Origin of the sequence: Luteibacter sp. UNCMF331Sha3.1 (assembly GCF_900109915.1) — a bacterium.
Lineage (GTDB): Bacteria > Pseudomonadota > Gammaproteobacteria > Xanthomonadales > Rhodanobacteraceae > Luteibacter.
Genome location: NZ_FOBU01000002.1, coordinates 1,378,171 through 1,394,341 on the forward strand (window position 1 = coordinate 1,378,171; position 16,171 = coordinate 1,394,341).

Sequence of the window (16,171 nt, forward strand, 5' to 3'; positions counted from 1 at the left end):
AGCGGACATTCTACGCCCTGGGCGGTTGCAGGCCTTGCGACAGGAGCGCGACCGCGTGTCGCGCGATGACGCCCGCGTCGATGTGGCGCCGCGCCGGATCGTCGGCCCATTTCCGCAGCGCGGCCATGGGCAGGAACGTGAGGCTCGGTAGCGTCGTCATCAGCAGCGCGGGATCGAGGTCCGGATTGAGCCGGCCTTCCTCCTGCCAGCGGCGGATCGCGGCGAGCAGGGCGGAGAACCGTGTCGGGTCCGTCCGTTCGCGCATGTGCTGCTTGAACAGGTCATTGCCGCTGAGCAGTTCGGTGAAGAGCACCGGGCCGATCCACGGCTGTTCCACGGCCACGTCCACGAAACGCTCGGCCAGCCGCGTGAAGGCGGCGACGGGATCGTCGGCGTGCTCCTGGAAAATGGCGTCGACCCGGGCACGCATCGGCACGATGCGCTCGTCGAAGATGGTTTCGAACAGCTGCTCGCGCGTGCGGAAATAGTAGTGGACCGCGGCCGGCGTCATGCCCGCCTCGCGGGCGATCGCGGCGAGCGTCGTCTCGGCGTAGCCGTTGCGGGCGAACAGCGCGAGCGCGATGCCGATCAGTCGCTCGCGCTGGTCCGGCCCATCGGCCTGGAGCGGCGGCCGGCCCGGTGGTCTGCCCCGACGAGTGGAAGTCCTGGTCATGCGGTGTCCTGTTCGGCGCTGTGAAGGCCCGGCGGAGCCCCTCGATTGACGAAGGTAACGCCCGGGCCTATATTAATGCATCACTTAATTAATTGCAGGCCAGCCCGCGTGACGACCGAACTCGCTCCGCCGCCCGCCGTCGCGCGGGAGGCCATCGCCCCGGCGACCGTCGCGACGGACGCACCGCGGCCGCCGTCGCTGCGCCTGCTCTTCGCCACGCTGATGTTGGTGATGCTGCTGGCCGCTCTCGACCAGACGATCGTGTCGACGGCGCTGCCGACGATCGTCAACGAACTCGGCGGCTTCGATCGCCTTTCCTGGGTCGTGACCTCGTACCTGCTCAGTTCCACGGTGGTCGTGCCGCTGTACGGCAAGTTCGGCGACCTGTTCGGGCGCAAGATCGTGCTGCAGACGGCGATCGTCATCTTCCTCGTCGGTTCGGTGCTCTGCGGCCTGGCACAGGACATGACCCAGCTGATCCTCACCCGCGCGTTGCAGGGGCTCGGCGGTGGCGGTCTGCTCGTGGTCACCATGGCGTCGGTGGGCGACGTGATCCCGCCGGCGGATCGCGGCAAGTACCAGGGCCTGTTCGGCGGCGTGTACGGGCTGGCGACGGTCATCGGGCCGCTGATGGGCGGCTTCATGGTCGATCACCTGTCGTGGCGCTGGATCTTCTTCGTCAACATCCCGCTCGGCGCGCTGTGCGTGGCGGTGATCGCGGCGGTGTTCCACCCGCACGCCCGCCAGGTGCGCCACACCATCGACTACTGGGGCGCGGGCTGGCTCACGCTGGCGCTGACGTGCCTGATCCTGTTCACGACCGAAGGCGGCACGATGCTGCCGTGGGACGCGCCCGAGCTGTGGTTCATCCTGGCCTTCGCCGTGGTCGGCATCGTGGGCTTCGTCTACGAGGAGAGCGTCGCGGCGGAGCCGATCATTCCGTTGCATCTGTTCGGTCACCGAACGTTCCTGTTGTGCAGCCTCGTCGGCTTCTTCGTAGGTGCCGCATTGTTCGGCGCCACCACGTTCCTGCCGCTCTATCTGCAGGTGGTGAAGGGTGTATCGCCGACGGGCGCGGGGCTGCAGCTGCTGCCGCTGATGGGCGGTGTCGTGCTCAGTTCGATCGTCAGTGGCCGTCTGATCAGTCGTTTCGGTCGCTATCGCATGTTTCCGATCGCGGGTTGCTTCATCGCCACCGGTGCCCTGCTGCTGCTCGCCACGGTGGGCGATGGCGACCCGATCTTCCTGATCTATCTGTACGCCGGGTTCCTCGGCCTCGGTCTGGGCATGGTGATGCAGGTGCTGATCCTCGCGACGCAGAACAGCGTGGAGGCGAAGTACCTGGGTGTCGCGACGTCGGGCGTCACGCTGTTCCGTTCCATCGGCGGCTCGATCGGCGTGTCGGCCTTCGGCGCGATCTTCACCAACGGGCTGCGGTCGCGCATGCAGGACCTGTTCGCCGGTCAGGCCGCGACGCCGCGATCCTTCAGCCCCGACGCCGTGCGCGCGATGCCGCCGGCCATCCACGAACGCTACCTGCACGCGTTCGGTGCGTCGTTGCACACCGTGTACCAGGTGGCGGCGGTCGTGATGGCGATCGGTTTCGCGATCGCGTGGGGGTTGCGCGATATTCCGCTGAGGGCGGGGCAGGTGAAGCGCTGACGTTTTCCGGTCGGAGCCGGCCTGCGGGCGATGGGGGTGGTGGCGAGCACCCAAATCGCGGCCAAGGCCGCTCCCACAGGGGGGGGCGTCGCGGCCGAGGCCGCTTCCACCTACCGCTAGCCGAAGGTGAACGAGTACGCCTGCACGCCCGGATCGTCGAAGACGATCTCCACCGTGCGATCCTGGATCGCCTTCTGCTGGCGGACGAGCTGGTACATGCGCGGCACCGTCACGGTGCCGCGGCCGTCCGCATCCAGATCGACGCCGTGGTCGGCGCCGACCGGCTTGCCGTCGACGAGCACGTGGAAACGCACCGGCTTGCCCGCGGCGGAGGGGCCCATCACGAGGTTGACGTCGCGCGCGTGGAACCGGAACACGATGCGTGCGCCGGCGCCGTTCGCCAGCGCGGACTCGTTGCCGACCGTCCAGTCGCCCGCGAGACCCCAGTCGCCATTCGAGAGGTCTTTCGGGGCGGCGTAGGTGTGCTGGCGACCGCGGGACATGCCGCCGGGCGACACGAAACGCTGCGCGCGCGCCGCGCCGACGTAGGTTTCTTCGGTACGCAGGTCGTTCCAGTCGGCCTGCACCTCGACGCCGACCGTGCGCACCGAGGTGAGGGCGGGCGGCAGGTTGGTCTGCCCCGCCTCGGTGAGCAGCTGGCGGATGCTGGCTTCCGTCTCGGCGTATTCGCCCTCGCCGAACACCTTGTGGCGAATGCGGCCTTCGCCGTCGACGATGTAGAGCGCCGGCCAGTATTCGTTGTCGAACGCCTGCCAGACCGCGTGATCGCTGTCGACCGCGACGGGGAAGCCCGGGGCGATGTCAGTCACCGCGCGGCGGACGTTCTCGAGATTCTTCTCGAACGCGAACTCGGGCGAATGCACGCCGATGACCACCAGGCCGTGACCGGCGTAGTGCTGCGCCCAGGCACGCAGGAACGGCACCTGGCGTAGCGAATTGATGCAGGAGTAGGTCCAGAAGTCGACCAGCACCACCTTGCCCCGCAGCGACGCGGCGGTGAGTGCGGGAGAGCCGATCCACGTCGTCGCGCCGTCGAGCGTGGGCAACCGGCCTTCGACCGGCAGCGTGGATTTCGCCTCCACAGGCGGCGCGACCTGTGCGATGGCGGCGCCGGAGGCCATGCCCAGGCCGAGGAGAACAGGGAAGGTGAGCAGGCGTCGGACCATGGTCGGGCACATCGAGTGAAGGGGATGAGGCGCTCATCTGACTACGAAAGGCGCACCGAACGCTTGCACCGCCATGTGGCCCGCTCCGTTGCCAATCGCGGGTTGGAAACGACGGGACAATAAATGTCGTCGCATGAGATTGCGACGTACATCACAGACAGGTACAGTACGCGCCGTTCCGCGTCCGATTCGCGGCGAGCCGTCACGACGGCCGACAACCAAAGCCAGCGTCCGGAACAGGGGCCGGACGCAGATCGCCGCACACCGCGACGATCGATGAGCTTGCGCATGGCGCATCACACCTTGACCTCCCGTACCCGCTCTCGCGGCGTGCGGCGGGCCAGTGCGTGTCTGCCGCCGGCCGACTCACTCCCGCAGAAAGCTTTCCCCGGCGCGCATTTTCCGGAATGCGCGCCGCGGGTTCGTGTTGCCGAACGAAATGCCATGAGGGCACGTGACATGCAGTCCGTAACGTCGTCGATCCGTTCTCCGCGCCGTCGCTTCGCGCGCGCGCTCGCCGCCCTGATGGCGCTGGCGGGCGCCACCCCCGCGTTCGCCGCCGCCGATCTGGTGGTGAACAACAACCCGGTGACCGATCCGGTCGCCGCCGGCGCCATCGCCGAGTTCACCGTCCGCGTCGACAACAATGGAACCACGGGCGCGACGTCGGTGCAGATGATCGACACGATTCCGGCCGGCGCGACGTATGTCGGCTCGCGTGCGCCGACGCCCGGTACCGTGTCGTGCGGCGCCGCAGTGGGGAACAAGGTCACCTGCGCGATGGGCAACATCGCCTCCGGCGGTTCCGCGTCCATCGTCATCCAGATGCGTACGTCGGGCCCCGGCACCCTGACCAATGTGGCGAGCGCCACGTCCAACGAGGGACCGGCCGGTCCGGCCGGCACCGACGTGCCCAAGAACGTGAACGTGCTGCAGGGTGCGGACCTCGCGCTGACGGCGACGCAGACGACCGCGACGCCCCAGGCCGGCAGCACGCTGGGCTACACCTTCACGGCCACCAACAACGGCCCGAACGATGCCACCTCGGTGCGTGTCCAGGCATCGCTGCCGCAGAACTACGCCGTGGTGGCCGGATCGCTTCCGTCCGCCTGCTCGGTCGCCGCACAGACCCTGACCTGCAACGTCCCGGGTACGCTGGCGACCGGTGCATCCGTCAGCTACACGATCAACGGCATCGTCGGCGCGGCCAACGGTTCGACCCTGACCCTCACGGGCAGCGTCATCGTCACGTCCACGTCGGCGGCGCAGGATCCCGACAGCTCGAACAACGGGGTCACGCTCAACGCGAGCGTGCAGCCGGGCACGGACCTGAAGCTGGTGAAGACGGCGAGCCGCGCCTCGCCCCTCATCCAGGGCGATACGTTCAACTACGTGCTGGCCACGTCGTATTCCGGCGACGCGCCGGTCGCACTGAAGGTCACGGACACGGTGCCCGCCGAGTTCAGGGTGAACGGCACGCCCACCGGCACGGGCTGGAGCTGCTCGGCGGCCGGGCAGGTCGTGACGTGTTCGCGGACCGCCGCGACCGTCGCTGGCGCCAACGTGGCGCTTCCGAACATCACGGTGCCGGTGCTCGCGCAGACGGTCGCATCCGGCGTCGCCAACACGGCCACCGCGTCGAGCGACACGCCGGAAATCAATCCGGCCAACAACAGCGGCTCGGTGATCCTGACCACGCTCGCCCCGTCGTCGGACCTGCAGGCGTTCAAGACCGGCCCGAACCCGGCGCTGGCGACCGTGGGCTCCAGCTTCGACTGGGCGATCTCGCTGAAGAACAACGGACCGTCGAAGCTGACCGGCACCGCGCGCATGGTGGACACGCTCCCCGTCGGCATCACCGTCACGGCCTACGTGGGCAATGGGTGGACCTGCGCCCCGGCGCTGCCGTTCACCACGACGGCCGGCGATCGCACGATGACCTGCACGCGCGACTACACCGCGGCCGCGCCGCTGGCGGTGAACGGCACGAGCCAGGCCGTGACGTACACGGTCGCGTCCAACGTCAACGGGCCGCTGACCAACGGCATGTGCGTGTCCGCGGTGCCGTCGTCGACGGATACGCCGGCCCCCGATGCCAACGCCTCGAACGATTGCGTGTCGTCGGGCGTCGGCGTGTCGGACGGTGCGGACTCCGCCGATCTGCGCGTCGTCAAGACCGCCGACAAGGCGAGCCTGCCGGCCGGCGACGTGCTGACGTACACGATGGAGGTGATCAACGATGGCCAGAGCACGTCGAAGGCCGTCGTGCTCACGGACCTGCTCGACACGCTCATCAACGCGAACACCGCCGCGACGGGCGCGGGCTTCATCAGCGCCACCGTGACCAACCCCGGTGCGACCGCGGGCACATGCTCGGCGAGCGGCGTCACATCGACCAGCATCAACCTGTCGTGCAACGTCGGCGACGTGCTGAAGTGCACGGCCGGCGCGTGCCCGACCGTCACGGTGAAGGTCCGCCCGGGCGGCGATGGCGGCGCGCGCACGAACAGCGCGTTCGTCGTATCCAACATCACCGCCGATCCGGACTACGGCAATAACAACGGCGCGGTGACGACCACGACCGAGGCGCGCGCGGACATGACGGTCGCCGTGTCGGGCACGCCGACGCCGGCGACGGCGGGGCAGAACCTGACACTGGTCTATACGGTGAAGAACGGCGACTACAGCAAGGCGCTCGACGCCGCGCTAGCCGCCGTGCTTCCGGTCAATACCGTCTTCGTGTCCGCGACGCCGAGCGGCGGCGGAAGCTGCACCACCCAGCCAGGCGCCAACGCGCTCATCACCGGCGCCAACGCGAACCTCGGTTGCAGCTGGACGGCCGGCCTGGGGCGCAACGTCACGCAGACCGTCACGGTGATCGTGCGCCCGACCGATGCGAGCCGTAACACCACGCTGAACTCGACCGCCTCCGTCTCCACGAGCACCACCGAACTCGACGCCACGAACAACACGGGACAGGTCGCCGTGCCGGTGAGTGCGCCGATCGTCGACCTGTCCGCGGGTATTTCGGACAGCCCGGATCCCGTCGCGGTCGGCGACAACGTCACGCTGACGCTGACGCTCACGAACAACGGCCCGTCGTTCGCGGAGAACCCGCATCTCGTCGCGAATCTGCCCGCCTCGTTGCTCTCGTTCCAGTCGCTGACCTCGACGGGTGTGTGCACCTCGCCCGCGGTCGGCGCCGTGAACGGCACGATCGAGTGCGTCTGGCCGGGTGTCGCCAGCGGCAACAGCCTGACGGCGAGCGTGCTCCTGCAAGGCATCGCCAAGGGCAACGCGGTGCAGACGAAGCTGACGGTGAGCTCGGACGAGACGGCCTCGTTCGAGTCCAATACCGCGAACAACGTGCAGACCGAAGGCACGACGGTCCGCGCGAAGGCGGACCTCGCGGTGACGAGCAAGGTCGCCATGCCGACGACGGTCGCGTACCGCGACGCCTTCAGCTATGTCGTCACCGTGACGAACAACGGCCCCGGCGCCGCCGACGACGTGGTCGTCAACGACAACCTGCCGGCGGGCATGGTCCTTGCGGGCACGCCGTCGATCGCTCCGGGTCGCGCGTCCGATTTCCCCACGCTCGGCACCTGCACGGGCACGACCGGCGCGACGTCGTTCACCTGCGCGCTGGGTAACGACATGGCACTGAGCGCGACGGCGGCCATCACCGTGCCCGTGCGCGTCACCACGGCGCCGAACGCGAATCCGGCGACCTATACCAACACGGCGACTATCACCACGTCGTCGCGAGACCCGGTGCCGGCGAACGACAGCAACAGCGGTAGCGTGTCGATCACGACCTCGTCGCTCGCCGGTTCGGTGTACGCCGATGCGAACGCCAACGGCGTGCGCGACGGCGGCGAGAACGGTATCGCCGGTGTGACCGTGAAACTCACGGGCACGGCGACGGACGGCAGCACCGTGTCGTTCACGAAGGTGACCGATAACGCCGGTGCCTATCGCTTCGACTTCCTCCCCGCCGGCACCTACACCATCACCGAGACGCAGCCGGCCACCGGCTGGGTCGATGGCGTCGACGTCGCAGGGACCGCGGGCGGTTCGGCCGGCAACGACGTGGTCACCGCGATCCCGCTCCTCGCGAACAAGGCGGAGACCGGTTACGACTTCGGCGAACTGCCGCTCTCGGGCATCGATGGCACTGTCTATCGCGACCTGAACAACGACGGGTTGATCGCCGGTGCCGGCGAAACCGGCATCCCTGGCGTGTCCGTCACGCTCACGGGCACGGATGATCGCGGCCAGGCGGTGAACGTCACGACCGTGACGACCGCGGCAGGCAAGTACGCGTTCGACGGCCTGCGTCCCGGCACCTACACCGTGACCGAAACGCAGCCGGCCGGCTTCCTCGGCGGCAAGGCGACGCCGGGTACCGGCGCCACCACGGCAGGTACGGCCGACGCGAACGGCGACGTCGTCGCGGGCATCACGCTGGCGGTCGGTCAGCGCGGCACCGCGTACAACTTCGGCGAGCTGCCGCCCACCGGGCTGTCCGGTTCGGTCTTCATCGACGCGAATCGCAACGGTGTCCACGACGGGGCGGAGACCGCTGGCGTCGCCGGCGTCACGATCACGCTGACTGGCACGGACGACCTCGGCGCGGCGGTGTCGCTGACCACCACGACCGACGCGGCGGGCGGTTACCAGTTCGCGAACCTGCGACCGGGTACCTACGCGATCGTCGAAACCCAGCCCGCGCAGTGGACCGATGGCGCGGAAGCCGTCGGCAAGGTGGGCGGCGCGACGCGCGGCACCCTCGTCGGCAACGACCACATCGGCAGCATCGCGCTCGCCGCGGGCGAGAGTGGCGCCGGTTACGACTTCGGCGAGCTCGGCCAGGGCCTGATGGGCTTCGTGTACGTCGACGCCAACGAGAACGGCGTGCGCGACAGCGGCGAAGCCGGCATCGCGGGCGTCACGGTCACCGTGACCAACACCGCCGGCGGCGCGAGCGAGACGGCCGTGACGGACGCGTCGGGCGCCTATGCGTTCAGCAACCTCCCGGCCGGTACCTATCGCATCGCCGAGACGCAGCCCCCGCAGTACCTCGACGGCGCCGAGCAGGTCGGTTCGCTGGGCGGTACGCACGCCGCGAACGACGTGTTCGACGGCATCGTGCTCGGCGTGTCGCAGGTCGGCACCAACTACAACTTCGGCGAACTCACGGCGCGGCTCGCCGGCAGCGTGTTCGTCGATGCCGATAACGACGGCATCCGCGACGCGGGCGAACCCGGCCTCGCGGGCGTCACCGTGACGCTGACCGGCACAAATACGCTCGGACAGGCGGTGAACGTCACCGTGACCACCGACGCCAGCGGCAATTACGTGTTCACCGGCCTCCTGCCGTCGAACGCGGCGGGCTACACGATCACCGAGACGCAGCCCGGCGCGTACGCCGACGGCACCGAGCACATCGGCAGCCTCGGCGGCACGGCGGGCGCGGCGGGAACGAGCGTCATCAGCGGGATTCCGGTCGGCCCCGGCGCGAAGGGCGCGGCGTACGACTTCGGCGAACGCACCGGTGGCATCGCGGGTTCGGTCTATTTCGACGCGAACAACGACGGTACGCGCCAGGGTGGCGAGAAGGCCATCGGCGGCGTCACGGTGCATCTGACCGGGACGGACGTCGACGGCCGCGTCGTCGACGCGACGACGACCACGGCGGCGGACGGCACCTACCTGTTCGGCGGCCTGACCACCGCGGGACCGGGCGGCTACACCGTGACGGAAACGCAGCCGGCGACGTATCTCGACGGTCGCGCCGTCAACGGCAAACTCGACGGCGCCGCCTGCGCGGCGTGCGACGTCGCCACGCCGAACCGCATCGGCACGATTCCGTTCGACCCGGCACACACGTTCACCGAGTTCGACTTTCCGGAGATCACGCCGGGATCGATCGCGGGCACGGTGTACGACGATATCGACGGCAATCACCAGGCCGACAAGAACGAAGGGCTCGGCGGCGTCACGGTAACGCTGACCGGCATCGACGACCAGGGTACGTCGGTCACGAAGACGGCGACGACGGCGGCGGACGGCACGTACACCTTCGACGGCCTGCGTCCGGGTACCTACACGGTGACCGAAACGCAGCCGGCGGGCCTCGGCGACGTGTCGACGCATGCCGGCAACCTCGGCGGCACCATCGCGACCGACGCGGTGAGCAACATCGTGCTGACGCCCGGCACCGCCGCCACCGGTTACGACTTCGTGGACCACGGCAACGTGCTCTCGGGCGCCGTGTATTTCGACAAGAACGGTAACGGCAAGCACGAAGCGGGCGAGCCGGGCCTTGCCGGCATTCCCGTCGTGCTGAGCGGGAAGGGCGCGGATGGATCGACCATCGCGCGCACGACGACCACGGCAGCCGACGGCGGCTACCAGTTCGCCGGTCTCGTCGCGGGCACGTACACCGTGACCGAAACGCAGCCGCCGCTCTACAAGGATGGTGGCGTGCAGGTCGGTACCGCCGGCGGCACCGCGGGCAAGAACGCCGTGACCGCGATCGTGCTGTCGCCGGGTGCGAATGCCAATGGCTACGACTTCCCCGAACTCACGGGCGCCGACGGCACCATCGCCGGTACCGTGTGGCTGAACCAGCCGTCGGGCAACCCATCGAGCCAGGATCCGGGCGAGCCGGGCCTGCCGGGCTGGAGCGTCGAGCTCTACCGCGACGGCGCGCGCGTGCCGGGCGTCGCGGCGGCGGTGACCGACGCGGGCGGCCATTACCTGCTGACCGGCGTGCCGGCGCAGGGCGGCTACGAGATCCGCTTCCTCAGCCCGAACGGCGTCTACTACGGCTATCCCTTGTCGCAGGACCCGGACACGCAGTGGAACGGTACCGTCGATCACGGCGCGGCCGTCCCCGAGATCCGCGGCGCGACCGTGGGTTCCGGCATCGGCGTCGTGCAGCAGGATCTTCCGCTCGATCCGAGCGGCGTGATCTACGATTCCGTGACGCGTGCGCCGCTGGCCGGTGCGCGGGTGACGCTGCTCGATCCGAGCGGCATGCCGGTACCGTCGCAGTTCCTGGCGGGCGGTGCGTCCAACGTCACGCAGACCACGGGTCCGGACGGTTTCTACCAGTTCCTGCTGCTGCCGGGTTCGCCGACCGGCGCGTACACGTTGCGCGTTGAGCCACCGGTGGGCTACCTGCCGCCGCCGTCGGGCATCCATGCCCCGGCCGGCAAGTCGTTCACCGTGCCGGGCGGCACCACGACGTACCACCTGTCGAACCTCGCTTCGCCCCCGTCGTCGGGCGACCTGCCGCCGTACTACCTGTCGTTCGTCATCACGCCGAACTCGGTCGGCGTCGCGGGCAACCACATCCCGGTGGACCCGGTGCTGCAGGGGGCGCTTCGCGTGCGCAAGACGACGTCGAAGCTCAACGTCTCCAAGGGCGACCTGGTGCCGTACACGATCGAGGTGACCAACACGCTCGCCGTGACGGTGCCCGACGTCGCCGTGCGCGATCTCGTGCCGGCGGGCTTCAAGTACCGCAACGACAGCGCCCGTGTCGATGGCGTGGCGCGCGAGCCGGTGATGAACGGCCGCACGCTGACCTGGCCCGACCTGACCTTCGCGCCGAACCAGACGCGCGTGGTGCAGCTCGTGCTGGTGATCGGTAGCGGTGTGGGCGAGGGCGAATACACGAACAACGCGTGGGCGCTCAACCAGATCGCCGACCGTGTCGTGTCGAACACCGGCACGGCCGTGGTGCGCATCGTTCCCGACGCGACCTTCGACTGCGCCGACCTCATCGGCAAGGTGTTCGACGATCGCAACGGCAACGGCTACCAGGACCAGGGCGAACCCGGCGTGCCGGCGATCCGCCTCGCGACGCCGCGTGGCCTCGTGGTCACCACGGATGCCGAGGGCCGTTACCACGTGCCGTGCGCCGACGTGCCGGAGCACGACCGCGGCGCCAATTACGTCATGAAGCTCGACGAGCGCAGCCTGCCGACCGGCTATCGCCTGACGACCGAGAACCCGGGCGACGTGCGCCTGACCGCGGGCAAGATGGCGAAGCTCAACTTCGGCGTCGCGCTGCATCGCGTCGTTCGCCTCGACGTCTCGTCGGCCGCGTTCGCGGGCGACGGCAACGGTCTCGCGCGCACCTATGCCGACCAGCTTCCTTCGCTCTACGAGCGGATGAAGGGCCAGCCCGTGGTGCTGCGTCTCGCGTATCACCTCGCCGCCGGCGAGACGCGCGACGTGGCGAACAAGCGCCTGCGCGCGCTGGAGCATCGGATCGACGACGACTGGGAACGCTCCGGCGACCGGCCGCCCGTCGTGATCGAACAGGAAGTCATCGAGGTGCAGCCATGATCGCGCTCCGTCGCCATCCCCTCGCCGTGATCGTCGGCCTGGCGCTGTACGCCAGTACCGGCCATGCCTCGGCGGTCGATGCGGTGCGCGCACCGCAGCAGTCCCGCGACGACGGTCGCGTGGTGAACGACGGCGCTACCGTGCCGTCGGCCATGCCGCCATCCAGCGAGGTGGACCGCAAGGTCGCCGTCGACGGCGCCGCGGTGCGCAGTCAGATCGACGGGCCCGACGCCGTCGCCTGCGGCGGCGATCCCGCCGGTCAGCCGGTGCCCACGACGTCGCTGCCGTTCGTCGTCAGCGTCGACGGCGCACCCGCGAACGGCCAGATCGCGAACGACGCGGACCGTCAGCGTTGCGTGGACGTCGCGCTCGCGAACGACACGGTGCAGGTGCGCTACGACCCGATCGAAGTGAAGCCGCTGCTCAACGCGTGGACGTCGCCGAACGGTGTCGAGCGCGGCCGTCCGGTGGTCTTCCGCGGCTGGAGCAATTACGCGGCGTGGATCGATCATGCGGAAATCCGCGTGTTTCCGCGCGGCGCGAGTGTGCAGGAAACGCCGCTCGCCACGATCCCGATGACGCTGGGCCGCACCGGCGCGTGGGAGGTGCCGGCCGATACGCCCGCCGACCTGTTCTTCGTGCTGCGTGTCGTCGACCGCAAGGGCCGTTTCGACGAAACGCTGCCGAAGCAGCTCACGCTGGTCGACCGTCAGACGCGCCACGACGATCTGGAGAGCCCGGACCGCGAAGCGCTCGTCGGATTCGGCGAGGACAGCCGCGCCATCGCCAACATCCCCGTGCATGGCGGCACCGTGACCGTGAACGGTCGCGTGCCCGATCCGCGCACCGCCGTGCACGCGCTGAACGCCGATGTGCCGGTCGGGCGGGATGGCAAGTTCGCGATGCAGCAGATCATGCCGTCGGGCAATCACGTGGTGGACGTCGACGTCGCGGGCACGTCGTACCGCCGCACGATCACCATCCCGGGCAACGACTGGTTCTACGTCGGGGTGGCCGATATCACGGCCAGCCACGGTCACGCGTCGGCGAACGCGACGCTGGTCGATCCGTCGTTGCGCAACGACGTCAAGACGAGTCTCGTCGACGGACGCCTGGCGTTCTACACGAAGGGACAGTTCGATAACGGCGTGCGCCTCACCGCGTCGGCGGATACGCGCGAACAGCCGCTGTACGACCTTTTCAGCAACTTCGCCAGCAAGGATCCGCGATACCTCCTGCGCCGCATCGATCCCGATACCTACTATCCGGTGTACGGCGACAATTCGACCGCGATCGACGATGCGCCGACGCAGGGCAAGTTCTACGTCAAGGCCGCCAGGAACGATGGCGAGGTGATGTGGGGCAACTTCCTCACGTCGTGGACGGGCACCGAGCTGACGCAGTACTCGCGCGGCCTGTACGGCGCGAACCTCCTGTGGAAGGCGCAGGAGACGACATCGCTCGGCGAACGCCGGACCAGCATCAACGCCTTCGCGGCGGATCCGGGCACGGTGGCGTCGCGGGAGGAGTTCCGCGGTACCGGCGGGTCGCTGTATTACCTGCACCGTCAGGACGTGACGGTCGGTTCGGAGCGCGTGTTCGTGGAAATCCGCGACCGCGATTCGGGCCTCGTGCTCCAGCGCACGCTGCTCGTGCCGGGCTCGGATTACGACCTCAACTACCTGCAAGGCCGCGTGCTGCTGCAGAAGCCGCTCTCGTCCGTCGCAGATGGCGCGGGCATCGTCAACGTGGGCAGCCTCTCGGGCAATCCGGCGTATCTCGTCGTGAATTACGAGTACGTGCCGGGGGCCACGGAGATCGACCAGCTCGCCACGGGTGCGCGCGGCGAACACTGGTTCAACGATCACGTGCGGCTCGGCGCGACCAGCTACCGGCAGTCGGGCGACGGTACGGACCAGAAGCTCGGCGGCCTCGACGGCACGCTGCGCTACAAGCCGGGTACGTTCGTGCGCGCCGAAGTGGCGCGTTCGGAAGGTGGCGGCATGGGCGGTATCTCGTCCATCGACGGCGGCTTCGGCTTCCAGCAGCAGTCGGTGGGCGGCAACGCGAACGCGCAGCGCCTCGAGGGCGCGGTATCGCTGGCCGACCTCAGCGAGTCGATGAAGGGCAATCTCTCGGCGTACTGGCAGGATCGCGGCAACGGGTTCTCCGCCCCGGGCCAGCTCACGCTGGGCGGCGAGGCCACGCGGCAGGCCGGTGCGCGCGCCGACGTTCCCATCGGCGCGAACACCGACATCACGGCGAAGGCGGATCGTCGCAGCGCCGCGAGCCAGGATGTCGACGTCGAGGAGGCGGCGGTACGCCAGCAGCTGAATCCGCAGTGGGCGGCCAGCCTCGGCGTTCGCGCGGAAGATCGCGGCGTGGCCGACACGGCGATCATCCGGAGCGACATCCTCGCGGAGCACGGCGAGCGCACGGACGCCATTGCGCGCATCGATTACCAGTCCGCGGTGAACGAGAAGGACCGGAAGGCGCTGCCGACCGTGCTCGACTCGTGGAACGCCTACGGTTTCGTGCAGCAGACGGTCACGCGCAGCGGCGACCGCAGCGAGAACGACCGCAACGGTATCGGCGCGGGCTGGCAGGCGACGGACCGTATCCACGTCAACGGCGAAGTGTCGGAAGGCGATGGTGGGCCAGGTGGCAAGCTGGGCACGGATTACCGCATCGACGACCGCAGCAACGTCTACGCGCAGTACCTGATGGAAACGGAACGGCCCGACCTCGCGTACCGCGGTCGCTTCGGCACGATGCTGGCCGGTGCGCGCACGAAGCTCAACGACCGCGTCGGCATGTACGAGGAAACGCGGCAGACGACGGGAAGCGGGCAGGACAGCCTGATTCACGCGTTCGGCATCGACCTCGCGCCGAACGACCGCTGGACCACCGGCTTCAAGATGGAAGAGGGTACGGTGTCGGATCCGCTCGCGGGCGACGTCCGCCGACAGGCCAGCAGCATTTCCGTGGCCTACAAGGATGCGATGACCAAGTGGGCGTCGAGCGTCGAGTACCGGTACGAGAGCAGCGATCTTTCCGGTCGACGCACATCGTGGCTCACGCGGAACACCGTTGGCAGCCAGCTCACGCCCGCCTGGCGTCTGCTCGGCAAGGTGGACCTCGCGCGCAGCGGTTCGAGCCAGGGCGTGTTCTTCGACGGCAACTACACGGAAGCCGTCCTGGGCGGCGCGTTCCGTCCGGTGGACAACGATCGCTGGAACACGCTGATCAAGTTCACGTACATGTACGACCTTCCGTCGCCGGGGCAGCTGTCGCCGTCTTCCGGTCTTGGCGGCGCGGACAGCCTGCTCGGCGCGAACACGCAAGTGGCCGACTACAGCCAGAAGAGCAGGGTGGTGTCGGTCGATACGATCTGGGATGCCACGACGTGGCTGTCGCTGGGCGCGAAATACGGTTACCGCTGGGGCAGCCTGAAGCCCACGCGTACCGCCGGCGACTGGTTCGACAGCACGGCGCAGCTCTACGTGGTGCGCGCCGAGTGGAAGTTCGTGCGCCACTGGAGCGGACTGGTCGAACTGCGCCGTCTCGACGCGCGCGAAGCGAAGGACAGCAAGCAGGGCGTGCTGGTCGGCGTGTACCGCTACATCGCGAAGCACATGAAGGTCGGCGTCGGTTACAACTTCAGCAACTTCTCCGACGACCTCACCAACCTGTCGTATCACAACCGCGGCGTGTTCGTGAACGTGCTCTCCACCTTCTGATCGCGTTGCACGGTGAGAGCCAGCAGGCTGGCTCTCACCGGGTCTGTCAGAACCCCGGACGGGCCGACAACCGCAACCCATGCGCCCGGCACACGTCGACCCCGTCGAACGTCGACGACCGACCATCGTGGAACGTCACCCGAAAGCTACGCAGGCAGGCTCCCGCCGGCAGATGCACGGTCGCGGACGTGAGCCCGCCAGGCAGCGGCTCGCCCAGTGAGACATCGCGCCATGCCCCCGAGCCCGCATCGGCCACCTCGAGGGCGGTGACGCTGTCGAAGGCGGCGTTGACCACGGTGAACAGCGCCGACGACGCGAGCGGCTGGCGGTCGGCGGCGAAAGCGACGACGGGCAGGGCGGCGAGCAGGGTGGCCAGGACGATCCGTGCGACGTGCATGGCGGGGCTCCTCGTGGGTGACGGGGCCATGGAACGCTCGCCCGGGTCGTAGCCGAAAGTCATCCGGGACGAATCGTCGCGAGGACGTGACCAGTCGTAGCCAGCGGAGGTTTCGCTTGACGGGGCGCGGACGACGGCCAAGCATGCA

The 16,171-nt window shown here is 68.8% G+C and carries 6 protein-coding genes; 3 read left to right on the forward strand and 3 right to left on the reverse strand.

The window, feature by feature from the left end; all coding sequences use genetic code 11:
• Window positions 1-10 precede the first annotated feature (10 nt).
• Window positions 11-673 (reverse strand): TetR/AcrR family transcriptional regulator, encoded by a 663-nt coding sequence (locus BMX32_RS14690; RefSeq protein WP_089979848.1) that lies wholly within the window; start codon window positions 671-673, stop codon window positions 11-13.
• Between the two features lie 108 nt (window positions 674-781).
• Between BMX32_RS14690 and BMX32_RS14695 the strand changes: the two genes are divergently transcribed.
• Window positions 782-2,335 carry an MDR family MFS transporter gene (locus tag BMX32_RS14695; RefSeq protein ID WP_211664231.1) on the forward strand — a complete coding sequence of 518 codons (1,554 nt, stop codon included), beginning with the start codon at window positions 782-784 and terminating at the stop codon, window positions 2,333-2,335.
• A gap of 116 nt (window positions 2,336-2,451) precedes the next feature.
• On the opposite strand, the gene BMX32_RS14700 is transcribed toward BMX32_RS14695, so the two are convergent.
• Window positions 2,452-3,522, reverse strand: a complete 1,071-nt coding sequence (locus BMX32_RS14700; protein WP_170843675.1) for a redoxin domain-containing protein — start codon at window positions 3,520-3,522, stop codon at window positions 2,452-2,454.
• Between the two features lie 444 nt (window positions 3,523-3,966).
• Here BMX32_RS14700 and BMX32_RS14705 point away from each other — a divergent pair, with 444 nt between their 5' ends.
• Window positions 3,967-11,886: an SdrD B-like domain-containing protein gene (locus tag BMX32_RS14705; protein ID WP_170843676.1), complete on the forward strand. Its 7,920-nt coding sequence runs from the start codon at window positions 3,967-3,969 to the stop codon at window positions 11,884-11,886.
• A complete protein-coding gene (locus tag BMX32_RS14710; RefSeq protein ID WP_089979854.1) occupies window positions 11,883-15,626 on the forward strand; it encodes a hypothetical protein in 3,744 nt (1,247 codons plus the stop codon). The genes BMX32_RS14705 and BMX32_RS14710 overlap by 4 nt, the downstream gene beginning before the upstream one ends.
• 46 nt (window positions 15,627-15,672) lie before the next feature.
• Here the strand turns inward: BMX32_RS14710 and BMX32_RS14715 are convergent, their stop codons facing one another.
• Window positions 15,673-16,023, reverse strand: a complete 351-nt coding sequence (locus BMX32_RS14715; protein ID WP_089979856.1) for a hypothetical protein — start codon at window positions 16,021-16,023, stop codon at window positions 15,673-15,675.
• Between the last annotated feature and the right edge of the window lie 148 nt (window positions 16,024-16,171).

Bases quoted from the DNA above. Each gene is read 5' to 3' on its own strand.
- BMX32_RS14690 (WP_089979848.1), bottom strand. From the start codon at position 673: ATGACCAGGACTTCCACTCGTCGGGGCAGACCACCGGGCCGGCCGCCG.
- BMX32_RS14700 (WP_170843675.1), bottom strand. From the start codon at position 3,522: ATGGTCCGACGCCTGCTCACCTTCCCTGTTCTCCTCGGCCTGGGCATG.
- BMX32_RS14705 (WP_170843676.1), top strand. From the start codon at position 3,967: ATGAGGGCACGTGACATGCAGTCCGTAACGTCGTCGATCCGTTCTCCG.
- BMX32_RS14710 (WP_089979854.1), top strand. From the start codon at position 11,883: ATGATCGCGCTCCGTCGCCATCCCCTCGCCGTGATCGTCGGCCTGGCG.
- BMX32_RS14715 (WP_089979856.1), bottom strand. From the start codon at position 16,023: ATGCACGTCGCACGGATCGTCCTGGCCACCCTGCTCGCCGCCCTGCCC.